Consider the following 13325-nt stretch of genomic DNA (forward strand, 5'->3'; position numbering starts at 1 on the left):
ATAGGATAACCATGTCGATAAGTCTCTCTTTCCTTTCATCCGGTTTTTTTGCATAATAGGAAATACGTTTACGGAAGTGTTTGCCAATTACTAGAAAAAAGGTGCTATTTTGCACCCCTGCTGGCCGAGCGGAGGGCGTTTACTGCTGATCGGGGATTGTGACAGATGGAGGGCCGGAAGCCTGAAGTCTTGAGTGGATTTTTGAAAATCGCTCCCGATTGCTGAGCGCCTGGTCAGCAGAATATATAGAATTTCCAGATCCGTGAAAAATTCCTAATTCAAAAAAAGAAGGATTTTTCACATGGATGTGGAAAAGTATTAATCCAAGGCAAGCATGACTGAAAACAGGCATTTGCAAGAAGGCATGCATAGAAGGGGACTATCATTCATACATAGAGATAGAGTGCAGTTCTAAGAATACAGGCAAAAAAGCCCAATGCCTGCATTCTTCCAGCCTTTCGGAAGCTGGAAAATTGAAAGAGTTGACAGTCGGCAAGATACTCTATATAATCACTCCGAGAGAAAAGGAGGCGTTTTTCATCGTGATTCAAAACATGAAAAACCTGTTATCCAAGTCTTTGAGTAAAAAGAAATTGGCCATTTTTTCTGCTAGTTTAGTAGTTTTTGCTGCTGCCTGCGGTTTCATTGCATATGAAACGACAAAGAAAACAGTAGCACTGACGATAGACGGCCAAGAGAAAGTCATCAAAACGCATGCAGCAACGATTCAAGATATATTCGATGATCTAGATATTTCACTCCGCTCAGAAGATTATGTGTTTCCCTCGGTAAACACAGAGGTTAAGGACAATACAGAAATTGTCTATGAACCGGCTAAACAGGTGAAAGTTGTAACAGATAACGAGAAGAAAACGATTTGGACGGCTGCAAAGACAGTCGGGGACGTTTTAAAAGAACAGAATATTACGCTGACTGAACATGATAAGGTTCAGCCAAAGCCAGAGGATACAGTTAAAAACAACCTGGAAATTCAAGTAGAGAAAGCATTCGCTTTAACGCTTAATAATGGCGGCAAAGAGAAGCAGGTTTGGTCAACTTCGACTACGGTCGCTGACTTTTTATCACAGCAGGGAATCAAGATCAATGATTTAGACCGCGTTGAACCAAAGTTGGAAGAGACAGTCAAAGCCAATGACAAAATAAAAGTCATTCGAGTTGAAAAAGTCACCGATGTAGTGGAAGAACCAATTAATTTCGCAGTTGTGACAAAGAAGGATAACAGCTTGACTAAAGGCACTGAAAAAGTGATGAATGCTGGAAAAAAAGGCCTTAAGACGAAAGAGTTTGAAGTCGTCCTGGAGAATGGCAAAGAAATTTCCAGAAAGCTGATCAGTGAAAAGCAAGTGAAGGAAAAGCAGGATAAAGTCGTTGCTGTCGGAACAAAGGTGGCTGCAGCAACACAAGTCGTTTCCCGCGGAACAAGCAGCAAGGCAAGCGGTAAAGAAATTTATGTATCGTCAACTGCCTATACGGCTAATTGCAGCGGATGCTCAGGCAAAACGGCTACCGGTTTGGACCTGCGTGCCAATCCGGGTGCTAAGGTCATAGCGGTTGATCCAAGTGTCATTCCCCTTGGAACGAAGGTCTATGTGGAAGGCTATGGCTATGCCATTGCAGCTGATACAGGCGGCGCGATTAAAGGAAACAAAATTGATGTATTCTTCTCCTCCAAATCAGAAGCATACAAGTGGGGAAGAAAAACGGTAAAAATTAAAATACTGAATTAAATTTTATGATGCAGGGGCTTCCCCTGCATTTTTTATTTCATTGCAGAGAAGGTTAATGGATAACATTTTTCATTTTCAAGCTGGTTCATATATAATAAGAACTATTCTTTATAAATATATTCTTCTTACATCTATTTAGACGAATTACATTACAGAAATGTTTCAAGTTTTTTTCAATTTTTTTATATTTTTTTACGGAATGCGAAGTCTTTAATTTTGAACATTGATAATTGTCTAGCGCAAGCAGCCTGCCTCCTCGAGGTCACAAGCTTGTCTTGTTTCGGCTCCTAGGGACTCGGGGTCATAAGCCGTTTCCTTTCAGAAGGAAAAACGCCTTCTTACAGGAACCCTTTTATGCCTGTCGTCCCTGGGCAGTCGCCTCCACCTTTCGGGCAATCCTCCCAAAAAGGCAAAGAACGCCTTTCCGGGAGGCTCGTCTTTTGCTTGAGGCCCCCAGGATGGGGGTCATGCAGACGTTGCCACAGGAGGTGGCGTTCTTAGTCTGCGTTCATTCGTGGGCAAGGCGCTTGCGCTTTTCTTAGGAGGAACCATGAAAATCAAGGAAATTATTGTTGTAGAAGGCAAGGATGATACAGCAGCGATCAAGAGGGCGCTGGATGCCGATACAATTGAAACAAATGGATCTGCCATTAATGGGGTCACGATTGAAAAAATAAAGCTTGCCCAGAAGACCAGAGGGGTCATCGTGTTCACAGATCCGGACTTTCCCGGACAAAAGATCCGAAATACAATCACCAATGAAGTTCCGGGATGCAAGCATGCCTTTATAGAAAAAGCGGATGCCCTCCACAAGCATGGCAGAGGAGTGGGTGTTGAGCATGCATCGCCAGAAATGATCCGCCAGGCATTAAAGGACGCACAGGTTATGCAGGAGACCTATGAAGAAGCCATTACCCAGGAAGACCTGGTCACTGCAGGCCTGATTGGCGGGGAAGGTGCCAAGGAAAGAAGAGAAAAGCTTGGCAGACTTCTTAAAATCGGCTACACAAACGGCAAGCAGCTTCATAAGCGCTTAATGATGTTTCAAATTAGCCAAAAGGATTTTGCTGAGGCAATCGAAGCTATTCGCAAGGAGGAACAAAATGCATAAAGATATTGCAACGCCAGCCAGAACAAAGGCGATTTTGGATAAATACGGCTTTTCTTTTAAGAAAAGCCTGGGACAGAACTTTTTGATCGATACGAACATTCTTCGGAGAATTGTCGATCATGCTGATTTAACGGAAGAGTCGGGCGCCATCGAAATCGGCCCGGGAATTGGGGCACTGACCGAACAGCTGGCCCGGAGAAGCAAAAAGGTGCTGGCTTTTGAAATTGACCAGCGGCTGCTTCCCATTTTAGAGGAAACTCTATCGCCGTATCCCCATGTATCCATCATCAATGAGGACGTATTAAAAGCAGATGTAAAGACAGCGATAGAACGGGAGTTTGAAGGCATTGACGATATTATGGTTGTCGCCAACCTTCCGTACTATGTAACAACCCCGATCATCATGAAGCTGCTGGAGAACCAGCTTCCAATCAGGGGTATCGTCTGTATGCTGCAGAAAGAAGTGGCAGATAGAATTTCGGCCCGCCCAGGCACGAAAGAGTACGGCTCCCTTTCCATTGCTGTCCAGTACTATACAGAGGCTGAAACGGCCATGATCGTACCGAAGACGGTCTTTGTGCCGCAGCCGAATGTGGATTCAGCCGTCATTAAACTGACAAAGCGCAAAGAGCCTGCAGTGGCGGTGAAAAGTGAGCCCTTCTTTTTCCAGGTGACAAAAGCAAGCTTTGCTCAGAGGCGCAAGACGCTTCTGAATAACTTAACAAGCCAGCTGCCTGAAGGAAAACAGAAGAAGGAAAAAATCCTCTCCGCTCTCGAACAAGCGAATGTCGAGCCGGGCAGAAGAGGAGAAACTTTATCCATCGAAGAATTTGCCCGATTGAGTGATGCCCTGCTGCCCCATTTTTCATAAGGCTGTATTGGGCAGATAATTAAATTAGTCTTTGAGTTGATTGGAGCGGAGGGCACTTGACTCCTGCGGGAAGAGAGGGAAGTGTGAGACCCCGCAGGCGAAGCCGAGTAGGCTCGCATTCCTCCCCATGGGTTCGCTGCGTGCCTGGAGCGGAAATCAACCGGCTGAATTCATAAACCAAAAAATAGTCCTTGAAAAAGAGCCTTCATAAAAGACCAAGCCTGCTGTCTATACAGCGGGCTTTTTTTCGCCCAAATGCCTATCTTCCCAACCGCCCTTTTCTACGCACATGTTCATAGTCAAATGCATAATTTATGACATAAATAATAAATCACAAACAAGAGCTTAGATGCAGACCGTGTTTACTCTCGGGAAATTGGAGTGACGACATTGACTATAAATACGATGGATATCGTCGGAAGAATTTCGTATCATTGTGATATTTTATTCCGCGTGATTGATATTAAAGAACAGGGCGGCAAGAAAATTGCCATATTATTCGGAGAGGATATCCGTCTTGTAGCGGATGCTCCCTGTGAGGATTTAATCGTCATCAACCAGGCGCAGCGGATGAAGTTTGAACAGGAGTTCAGGTCACTTGAGGAACAGTCCTTCCAGCTATTCAGGCAGGATGTGGCTCTCTTGAGGGAGAAGCAGGAGTATGAAGTGACAGACGGCTACAGCAAGACGCTTAACTATTTTCAGATACCAGGCAGGGTGCTTCATCTGGATGGTGATCCTTCTTATTTAAAAAAATGCTTGAGTGTGTATGAAAAAATAGGCATACCCGTAACAGGGATCCATTGCAGTGAAAAGGAAATGCCGATGAAAATCGGACAGCTCATCGATCATTACAGACCGGATATCCTCGTTGTAACAGGTCATGATGCGTATTCAAAGGCAAAGGGAAAAAAATCCGATATCAATGCTTACAGGCACTCCAGGGAATTTGTGCAGGCGGTAAGGGAAGCGCGCAAAAAAGTACCGCATCTTGATCAGCTTGTCATTTTTGCCGGAGCATGCCAGTCACATTTCGAATCACTGATCCATGCTGGAGCCAACTTTGCCAGTTCTCCTTCCAGAGTGAATATTCATGCCCTTGACCCTGTATACATTGTGGCGAAAGTCAGCCTCACACCATTTATGGAAAGAATCAATTTATGGGATATCTTAAGAAATACACTGACAGGTGAAAAGGGACTTGGAGGAATTGAAACCCGGGGAGTACTGAGAACAGGAATGCCATACAATGACGAAGAATTAAATGAATCTTAATGAGCGGGCCGTTTTTATTATTTGCGGCTTGTTTTTTTATGTTTGTTTGTAATAGGATATTTAGCATTTTTCGAGAAATTTCGCGAGGGGTCATTCGTCTATTTCCCAGGTAATGAACGGCAAGCTTATAAGCTTTCTAAAACCGATACATAATCTTTTCCAATTAAGGCAATCCTAAAATTGTTGAAAATTAGAAGAAAAAGTAGAACAAAACATATTGACATTTAAATTTAAACACTGTTATAATTTATATTTTTGTTTGACAGTATTGTGTCAGTGTGATATACTTAACATAGTGAGGTGGACCGAATGGCAAAAACATTATCAGATATTAAAAAAGCTCTTGATTCAAATCTTGGGAAAAGGCTCCTGCTAAAAGCAAATGGCGGGCGCAGAAAGACCATTGAACGCTCAGGAGTTCTGGCCGAAACGTATCCTTCAGTATTTGTGATTGAGTTAGATCAGGATGAAAATGCATTTGAACGGGTATCTTACAGCTATGCGGATGTTTTAACAGAAACGGTTCAAATTACATTCTATGAAGATACATCAGGACAGGTTGCTTTAAGCTAATAATATATATGACAGCGGGCGGTGAACAATTTGTTTACTGCTTTTTGTTTGCCCTTTTTCATAAAATAGCAGGACCCTTTCACATACTATACATACCGCAGTGCGAAAGGGGATGTTAATGTTGGGCAGAAGACGCGGCGTTATGTCAGATGGGTTAAAAGAAGAAATTGCGAAAGAGCTCGGCTTTTATGATGTGGTCCAAAAGGAAGGCTGGGGCGGCATCCGTGCGAAAGATGCCGGCAATATGGTTAAGCGGGCCATCGAAATCGCACAGCAGAACCTTCTTAACAAATAGCATTCGCACAGAATATGTTTAAGCATTAATATGCACTGCGTCTGCCGAGGCTTATGCCTCGGCATTTCTTCTTTCTAATAGCGATAACCTCTATATTCCAAGACACCTGAGCTTTTATGTTTATTTTGTGGTAAAATAGGACAAAAAATGGAGACGCTCTATGAGAAAAGCTTTAAGCCGCCGCTTATTGCCTAGTAAAATAAAGTCAATACTGAATGAAGGTATGGCTTTCCCTTCGAAACGAACCGGCAGGGCAAAGCACTTCGCTTGTGGAGCTGGACAGGAGTCCGATTCAAAGGAAAGAAGTAGGTGGAAATGTTGAAGGTCATGGTTAAGGCGCCTGCTAAAATCAATTTGTCATTAGATGTTTTACATAAACGGGAAGATGGCTATCATGAAGTGGAAATGATAATGACAACAATTGATTTAGCAGACCGCCTGGAATTAACACTTTTAGATAAAGATGAGATCAGGATTATCTCTCATAACCGTTTTGTTCCGGATGATCAGCGGAATCTGGCATACCAGGCTGCGCACCTTCTTAAAGAACGGTTTCAAGTAAAAAAAGGTGTGTCCATTACAATAGAAAAAATGATTCCGGTTGCGGCTGGCCTTGCCGGCGGCAGCAGTGACGCAGCAGCGGCCCTCAGAGGTCTTAACAAGCTGTGGGGTCTGGGGCTTTCATTGGATGAACTTGCTGAAATAGGGACGGAAATCGGTTCTGATGTTTCTTTTTGCGTATACGGAGGCACTGCATTAGCAACAGGAAGAGGAGAGAGAATTCAGGAGCTTCCTGCTCCTCCAACCTGCTGGGTCATACTTGCTAAGCCATTCATCGGCGTATCGACAGCGGATGTATACAGGAGACTCGATGTAGAGCAGGTGCAGCATCCAAATACAGAAGGAATGATCGAAGCGATCAATTCCGGCAGCTATGATGACGTATGCCGGAACATGGGGAATGTTCTCGAGGATGTCACACTGAATATGCACCCCGAGGTCCTGCAAATAAAAGACCAGATGAAACGATTTGGTGCGGATGCTGTCCTGATGAGCGGCAGCGGACCAACCGTGTTTGGGCTTGTGCATCATGACTCAAGAATGCATCGGATTTATAATGGCCTTAGAGGTTTTTGCGACCAGGTTTTTGCGGTCAGAATGCTTGGAGAAAGACATAAGCTTGATTAAATCCGTATATTAGTGGTATATTATCGTTAAAATATTCGGATTTAAATGGGGGTTCCACAATGAAATTTCGCAGAAGCGAACGGTTGATAGATATGACCAATTATTTATTGAACCATCCGCGTCAGCTGGTATCCTTAACTTTCTTTTCAGAAAGGTATGGTTCTGCCAAGTCTTCGATCAGTGAAGATCTCGCCATCATCAAAGAAACATTCGAGCAAAGAGGAATAGGCACGCTGCAGACCGTTTCCGGAGCAGCAGGCGGCGTCAAGTTCCATGTTAAAGTAACCGATGATGAAGCCCGGCCATTTATGGACGAGCTTTGCAGCTTAATTGCAAGCCCCGAAAGGCTTCTTCCCGGGGGCTACCTTTATATGACTGACATTCTCGGAGATCCTTTAATTGTTCAGCGTGCAGGCAGGCTTTTTGCCTCAGCCTTTGCGGATAAGCCCGTTGATGTGGTTATGACAGTAGCTACAAAGGGGATTCCGCTTGCTTATGCTGCCGCAAATTATCTCAATGTGCCCGTTGTGATCGTAAGACGTGACAGCAAGGTGACAGAAGGATCTACGGTAAGCATTAACTATGTGTCAGGCTCGGCTAAAAGGATTCAAACCATGGTTCTTTCGAAAAGAAGCCTGGCAGAGGGATCCAATGTCTTGATCATTGACGATTTTATGAAAGCCGGCGGAACGGTTAATGGCATGGTCAGTATGCTGGAAGAATTCAAAGCAAATCTGGCGGGCATTGCTGTCCTGGTCGAGGCGGAAAAAGCAGAAGAACGGCTGGTTGATGAGTACCTTTCTCTTGTGCGTCTATCTGATGTTGATGTGAGGGAAAAGAAAATCAATGTAAGTGAAGGCAACTATTTTAAAAAATAATCATATTTTTTAGGGGGAGAATTCATGAAAGTCATTCAAACGAATCAGGCACCGGCAGCAATTGGACCCTATTCTCAGGGGATCACCGTAAATAACCTATTCTACAGCTCAGGCCAAATTCCGCTTACAGCAGAAGGCGTTATGGTGGATGGGGATGTAAAAGAACAGACGCATCAGGTATTTAAAAACCTCCAGGCTGTGCTTGAAGAAGCTGGCGCGACATTAAATACCGTGGTAAAAGCAACAGTATTTATCAAGGACATGAACGAATTTTCAGCCATCAATGAAGTGTATGGAGAATATTTCAGCACCCATAAGCCTGCACGCTCCTGTGTGGAAGTGGCACGCCTGCCGAAGGATGCCCTGGTGGAAATTGAAGTAGTAGCCCTTGTAAAATAAATAATAACCGCAGCTCACTCGCTCGTTCATGTAACGGGCGTTTTTTATTTGGAAAAATCTTTGAACAAAATATTCAAAAAATATTTTTAATTAAAGAAGGAGATTCAGGAAATATGTTGAATTTATACAATTAGGATTATATCTTCTCGAAAAGGTGGTGAACAGAATGGAAGTGACAGACGTAAGATTACGCCGCGTTAATACGGATGGACGTATGAGGGCAATTGCATCTATTACGCTGGATCATGAATTTGTTGTTCATGATATTCGTGTGATTGATGGAAATAATGGCTTATTTGTAGCCATGCCCAGCAAACGTACTCCGGATGGGGAGTTCAGAGATATCGCGCACCCAATCAATTCAGGAACGCGAGGTAAAATCCAGGAGGCTGTATTAGCCGAGTACCACCGTTTAGGTGAATTAGAAGTGGAATTTGAAGAAGCCGGTGCTTCCTAAGAAAATAAATCAACAAGGGCCTACTTCATAAGTAAGGCTCTTTTTTATTTCAGCTGTGGGAAAATTAAGCTCTAAGACCCCTAGTTAATGGCGGTGCTTAGGGCTTTTTTTCTTTCTGTCCATTACCCTTTCTATAATAAAAATAAACCATTTCTTCAAAAAATACCGTTTATGGTAATGACAATTATTTGTACTTTGTCATCAATTCTTGAAATAAGAGCCCATTTAAGATATATTCGTTATGGATAAAAAGGTTAAAATGGAGGCCTGTAAATGTCTAATCGATACGCGGTTATTTTAGCCGCAGGCCAGGGAACAAGAATGAAGTCAAAGCTTTACAAAGTACTTCACCCTGTATGCGGCAAACCGATGGTTCAACATGTCGTTGATCAAGTTACAAAGCTTAACATAAAAGAAATTGTCACGATTACTGGGCACGGAGCAGAAATGGTGGAGCAGCAGCTTGGATCAAGCAGCAAATATGCTCTTCAGGAGGAGCAGCTGGGCACCGCACATGCGGTTATGCAGGCCCGCGAAATGCTTGAAGGCAAAGAGGGTGTGACCATCGTAGTCTGCGGAGATACACCGCTCATCAGGCATGAAACGATGGAAGCACTTTTTAAGCATCATGAAGAGCTTTCTGCCAAAGCGACTATTTTAACAGCTCATGCGGAAAACCCATTCGGATATGGACGCGTGATCCGCAATGACATGGGGATGGTTGAAAAAATCGTTGAACAGAAAGATGCTTCTGACGATGAACGCAAGATAAAAGAAATCAATACTGGGACTTATTGCTTTGATAATAAGGCTTTGTTTGAAGCCTTGAACAAAGTAACAAATGATAATGTGCAGGGTGAATATTACCTTCCGGATGTAATTGAGATTCTGAAAAATGAAGGGGAGGTCGTTACGGCCTACCAGACAGCTGATTTTGGCGAGACTCTGGGTGTCAATGACCGGGTAGCCTTATCCCAGGCAGAATCATTCATGAAACAGCGGATTAATGAAGAACATATGCGTAACGGCGTGACCATTATCGATCCGTCAAACACATATATTGGTGCGGATGTGAAAATTGGCTCTGATACAGTTCTTTACCCTGGAACCATCATTTCCGGTAATACCATCATTGGTTCTGAGTGTGTGATCGGACCAAATACGGAGATTTCTGATTGCCATATTGGAGAAGGCACAGTGATCCGCCAGTCTGCAGCACATGACAGCCATATCGGTTCACAAGTGAATATTGGGCCGTTTGCTCACATTCGTCCGCAATCAGATATTCATGATGAAGTGAAAATCGGCAACTTTGTTGAAGTGAAGAAGTCTGTTTTCGGAAAAGGAAGCAAAGCCTCTCACCTGAGCTATATTGGCGATGCAGAAGTAGGCAAGGATGTTAACCTGGGCTGCGGCTCAATCACTGTTAACTATGACGGCAAAAATAAGTACCTGACCAAAATCGAAGATGGTGTATTCATTGGATGCAACTCCAATCTCGTGGCACCGGTAACGATTGGCGAAGGTGCATATGTAGCAGCAGGCTCGACGATTACTGAAGATGTGCCGGGAAAAGCCCTATCAATTGCCCGCGCACGCCAGGTGAACAAGGAAAACTACACGCAAAACTTAAACATTAAGAAATAAACCGAACTTTCTATTTGTTAGAAATAAATCGATGGAGGCCCAAAATGTCAAACCAGTATTTAGATCCAAATTTAAAGGTGTTCAGTTTAAATTCAAACCGCAAGCTGGCTGCAGAAATCGCCAATGTGATTGGTGTGGAGCTTGGTAAATGTTCCGTAACGCGCTTCAGCGACGGCGAAATCCAAATTAACATTGAAGAAAGCATCCGTGGATGCGATGTGTATGTGATCCAGTCTACGAGCTCTCCTGTCAATGAGCATTTAATGGAGCTTTTGATCATGATTGATGCTCTTAAGCGTGCATCTGCCAAGACCATCAACATCGTAATGCCTTACTATGGCTATGCCCGCCAGGACCGTAAAGCAAGAGCGCGTGAGCCGATTACAGCTAAGCTTGCAGCAAACCTTTTGGAAACTGCTGGTGCAACCCGTGTGATTACACTTGACCTGCATGCGCCGCAAATTCAAGGATTCTTTGATATTCCTATCGACCATTTAATGGGTGTGCCAATCCTTTCTGATTACTTTAAGAACAAAATGATGGATGGCGACATCGTAATCGTGTCACCTGACCACGGCGGTGTAACACGTGCGCGTAAAATGGCTGATCGCTTAAAAGCGCCGATTGCCATCATTGACAAGCGCCGTCCAAGACCAAATGTGGCTGAAGTCATGAACATTGTAGGGAACATCGATGGAAAAACGGCCATCTTAATCGACGATATCATTGATACTGCCGGAACGATTACATTAGCAGCAAATGCCCTGATCGAAAACGGTGCATCAGAAGTGTATGCATGCTGTACACACCCGGTTCTATCCGGACCTGCCATCGAAAGAATTGAAAACTCAACCATCAAAGAATTGGTTGTGACAAACTCAATCACTCTTCCAGAAGAGAAGAAAACAGACAAGATTGTCGAACTTTCCGTAGCACCGCTAATCGGTGAAGCGATCATCCGCGTTCATGAAGAGCAATCTGTCAGCACTCTGTTTGATTGATTATAAAATAACTGCCCAGGCTTGCTGCAAAGCAAGCCTGATTTACGTTCTTTCTGAAAATAATAAATCTGTAAAAAACAAAAACGTTTAGACTTCCTCGTTTTAGGGCATTTTTTTATATAGACAAGACTATTTTTAAAATGAGGAAGGGGACGTATTTATGACAGCTGTATTGCAGGCAAAAGAAAGAAAAGGTTCACGCAACTCTAACTTAACTTCACTGCGCAAGGAAGGGAATATTCCGGCCGTTGTGTATGGTTCAAAGCTGCAAAGCAAATCAATCTACTTAAGCGAAGCCGATTTTCTGAAGACGATAAAGGAAGTAGGCAGAAATGGCGTATTTTCATTGGATGTGGATGGAAGCAAGCATGAAGTGGTGCTTAGTGACTACCAATCCAATCCGATTAGAAATGCAATTGTCCATGCCGACTTTCTTGCGGTAGACATGAACAAGGAAATGACGGCAGATGTACGCGTCGTCTTAACTGGAGATGCAGCAGGTGTGAAAGATGGAGGCGTGATGCAGCAATCTATGCATGAAGTCTCAGTCACAGCGACACCAAATAATATTCCATCCTCTGTTGAAGTGGATGTAACGAACCTCCAGGTAAATGAGACCCTGACAGTCGCCGATATCAAAGCAAATCGCGGCTATGAAATAAACAATGAAGAAGACACGGTTATCGCTTCCATCCTTCCTCCAAGACAGGAAGAAGAAATCAACAGCGGTGAAGAACAGGAAGCGGGAACACCTGAAAATGAAGAAGGCAGAGAAACAACAGCAGATGAAGATAAATCAGGCGAAGAATAAGCTCAGGGAAGCTATTCTTACAGGGGCTTTGCATTATGGCAAGCCCCTGTTTGCTTGGGTTTGAAATGAGCTTGCATTTGCACGGCTTTGCACAGCCTGGGGCAGCTTTGGACAGAGGAAGCGGGAAACGAGTGGTTAGAGTCAGAACCTGGTCCAACTTCTGACACAAAAAGCGGGAAACGGGTTGTTAGAGTCAGAACCTGGCCCAACTTCGGACACAAAAAGCGGGAAACGAGTTGGTAGAGTCGGAACCTGGTCCAACTTCGAACACAAAAAGCAGGAAACGCGCCCGCAGAGTCCGAACCCGACTCAACTTCGGACACAGAGACCGAAAAAAGAACCCGCAGAGTCAGAACGCATCAAACCAGAATCTTCTTACCGAACCACACACTTTCTACTATAATAAAAAAGAGAATAGATTAAGTCAGCGCACACGCCCGGTAATTCGCGGGCTAACCTGCGCTTTTCTAATATGGGGTGAGAAAATGAAATTAATTGTAGGGCTGGGGAATCCCGGCAAGCAGTATGATAAAACGAGGCACAATATTGGCTTTGATGTGATTGATGTTTTGTCGGACCGGCTGAATATTCCTCTGAATCAGGCCAAGCTGAAAGGCGTATTTGGCACAGGGTATGTGAACGGGGAAAAAGTCTTTTTGCTTAAGCCTCTTACATATATGAATTTATCCGGAGAGTCCATCCGCGCTGTTATGGATTATTTCGAGATTAATGATGATGAACTTGTAGTCATCTATGATGATCTGGATCTTCCAGTGGGCAAGATTCGGCTCCGCCAAAAAGGGAGCGCCGGCGGCCACAATGGAATCAAATCGACCATCGCACATATGGGAACACAGGAGTTTAACAGAATCCGAGTGGGGATCGACCGTCCGCCAAGCGGCATGAAGGTGCCGGACTATGTGCTCGGCCGCTTCACGAAAGAAGAACAGGCCATCATGGACGAAACGGCTAAAAAGTGCGCAGATGCCTGTGAGGAATGGTTCAGAAAACCATTTTTACAGGTTATGAACGATTTTAACCAATAATCTTCATATTTTATTAATCTTTTCA

The 13325-nt window shown here is 43.9% G+C and carries 14 protein-coding genes; all 14 read left to right on the forward strand.

The annotated features are described in order from the left end of the window. Window positions 1–554: 554 nt before the first annotated feature. The 14 genes from BK139_RS20140 (at window position 555) to pth (ending at window position 13300) form a co-directional block, all read left to right on the forward strand. Entirely contained in the window at window positions 555–1748 is a 1194-nt protein-coding gene (locus tag BK139_RS20140; RefSeq protein WP_076262433.1) for a G5 and 3D domain-containing protein, read from the forward strand. A 550-nt stretch (window positions 1749–2298) separates the two neighbouring features. Next, window positions 2299–2859, forward strand: a complete 561-nt coding sequence (rnmV, locus tag BK139_RS20145; protein ID WP_076262435.1) for a ribonuclease M5 — start codon at window positions 2299–2301, stop codon at window positions 2857–2859. Further along, window positions 2852–3730, forward strand: coding sequence for a 16S rRNA (adenine(1518)-N(6)/adenine(1519)-N(6))-dimethyltransferase RsmA (rsmA, locus tag BK139_RS20150; RefSeq protein WP_076262371.1), 879 nt, complete (start codon window positions 2852–2854; stop codon window positions 3728–3730). The genes rnmV and rsmA overlap by 8 nt, the downstream gene beginning before the upstream one ends. Window positions 3731–4120: 390 nt before the next feature. Beyond that, window positions 4121–5005, forward strand: coding sequence for a sporulation peptidase YabG (gene yabG / locus BK139_RS20155; protein WP_076262373.1), 885 nt, complete (start codon window positions 4121–4123; stop codon window positions 5003–5005). A gap of 309 nt (window positions 5006–5314) precedes the next feature. Next, on the forward strand, window positions 5315–5578 hold the full coding sequence (veg, locus tag BK139_RS20160) for a biofilm formation stimulator Veg (protein WP_009336667.1): 264 nt from the start codon (window positions 5315–5317) through the stop codon (window positions 5576–5578). A gap of 121 nt (window positions 5579–5699) precedes the next feature. Further along, window positions 5700–5873, forward strand: coding sequence for a small, acid-soluble spore protein, alpha/beta type (locus BK139_RS20165; protein WP_026041722.1), 174 nt, complete (start codon window positions 5700–5702; stop codon window positions 5871–5873). Between the two features lie 318 nt (window positions 5874–6191). Beyond that, complete coding sequence (gene ispE, locus BK139_RS20170) at window positions 6192–7061, forward strand: 4-(cytidine 5'-diphospho)-2-C-methyl-D-erythritol kinase (RefSeq protein ID WP_076262375.1); 870 nt, start codon at window positions 6192–6194, stop codon at window positions 7059–7061. A gap of 59 nt (window positions 7062–7120) precedes the next feature. Continuing rightward, window positions 7121–7939, forward strand: coding sequence for a pur operon repressor (gene purR, locus BK139_RS20175; RefSeq protein WP_076262377.1), 819 nt, complete (start codon window positions 7121–7123; stop codon window positions 7937–7939). A 24-nt stretch (window positions 7940–7963) separates the two neighbouring features. Then, a complete protein-coding gene (locus tag BK139_RS20180) occupies window positions 7964–8338 on the forward strand; it encodes a RidA family protein (protein ID WP_076262379.1) in 375 nt (124 codons plus the stop codon). 166 nt (window positions 8339–8504) lie between these two features. Continuing rightward, on the forward strand, window positions 8505–8795 hold the full coding sequence (gene spoVG, locus BK139_RS20185; RefSeq protein WP_009336662.1) for a septation regulator SpoVG: 291 nt from the start codon (window positions 8505–8507) through the stop codon (window positions 8793–8795). Between the two features lie 273 nt (window positions 8796–9068). Beyond that, window positions 9069–10442, forward strand: coding sequence for a bifunctional UDP-N-acetylglucosamine diphosphorylase/glucosamine-1-phosphate N-acetyltransferase GlmU (glmU, locus tag BK139_RS20190; RefSeq protein WP_076262381.1), 1374 nt, complete (start codon window positions 9069–9071; stop codon window positions 10440–10442). Between the two features lie 44 nt (window positions 10443–10486). Beyond that, window positions 10487–11443, forward strand: coding sequence for a ribose-phosphate diphosphokinase (locus tag BK139_RS20195; protein WP_035332965.1), 957 nt, complete (start codon window positions 10487–10489; stop codon window positions 11441–11443). A 160-nt stretch (window positions 11444–11603) separates the two neighbouring features. Continuing rightward, window positions 11604–12254 carry a 50S ribosomal protein L25/general stress protein Ctc gene (locus BK139_RS20200; RefSeq protein WP_076262383.1) on the forward strand — a complete coding sequence of 217 codons (651 nt, stop codon included), beginning with the start codon at window positions 11604–11606 and terminating at the stop codon, window positions 12252–12254. Between the two features lie 485 nt (window positions 12255–12739). Next, window positions 12740–13300 carry an aminoacyl-tRNA hydrolase gene (gene pth, locus BK139_RS20205; protein WP_076262385.1) on the forward strand — a complete coding sequence of 187 codons (561 nt, stop codon included), beginning with the start codon at window positions 12740–12742 and terminating at the stop codon, window positions 13298–13300. Window positions 13301–13325: the final 25 nt, after the last annotated feature.

The organism is Paenibacillus sp. FSL R5-0490 (assembly GCF_001956215.1).
Classification (GTDB): domain Bacteria; phylum Bacillota; class Bacilli; order Bacillales; family Cytobacillaceae; genus Cytobacillus.

Bases quoted from the DNA above. Each gene is read 5' to 3' on its own strand.
- BK139_RS20180 (WP_076262379.1), top strand. From the start codon at position 7,964: ATGAAAGTCATTCAAACGAATCAGGCACCGGCAGCAATTGGACCCTAT.
- BK139_RS20200 (WP_076262383.1), top strand. From the start codon at position 11,604: ATGACAGCTGTATTGCAGGCAAAAGAAAGAAAAGGTTCACGCAACTCT.
- glmU (WP_076262381.1), top strand. From the start codon at position 9,069: ATGTCTAATCGATACGCGGTTATTTTAGCCGCAGGCCAGGGAACAAGA.
- pth (WP_076262385.1), top strand. From the start codon at position 12,740: ATGAAATTAATTGTAGGGCTGGGGAATCCCGGCAAGCAGTATGATAAA.
- BK139_RS20140 (WP_076262433.1), top strand. From the start codon at position 555: ATGAAAAACCTGTTATCCAAGTCTTTGAGTAAAAAGAAATTGGCCATT.
- rnmV (WP_076262435.1), top strand. From the start codon at position 2,299: ATGAAAATCAAGGAAATTATTGTTGTAGAAGGCAAGGATGATACAGCA.
- rsmA (WP_076262371.1), top strand. From the start codon at position 2,852: ATGCATAAAGATATTGCAACGCCAGCCAGAACAAAGGCGATTTTGGAT.
- spoVG (WP_009336662.1), top strand. From the start codon at position 8,505: ATGGAAGTGACAGACGTAAGATTACGCCGCGTTAATACGGATGGACGT.
- veg (WP_009336667.1), top strand. From the start codon at position 5,315: ATGGCAAAAACATTATCAGATATTAAAAAAGCTCTTGATTCAAATCTT.
- purR (WP_076262377.1), top strand. From the start codon at position 7,121: ATGAAATTTCGCAGAAGCGAACGGTTGATAGATATGACCAATTATTTA.
- BK139_RS20195 (WP_035332965.1), top strand. From the start codon at position 10,487: ATGTCAAACCAGTATTTAGATCCAAATTTAAAGGTGTTCAGTTTAAAT.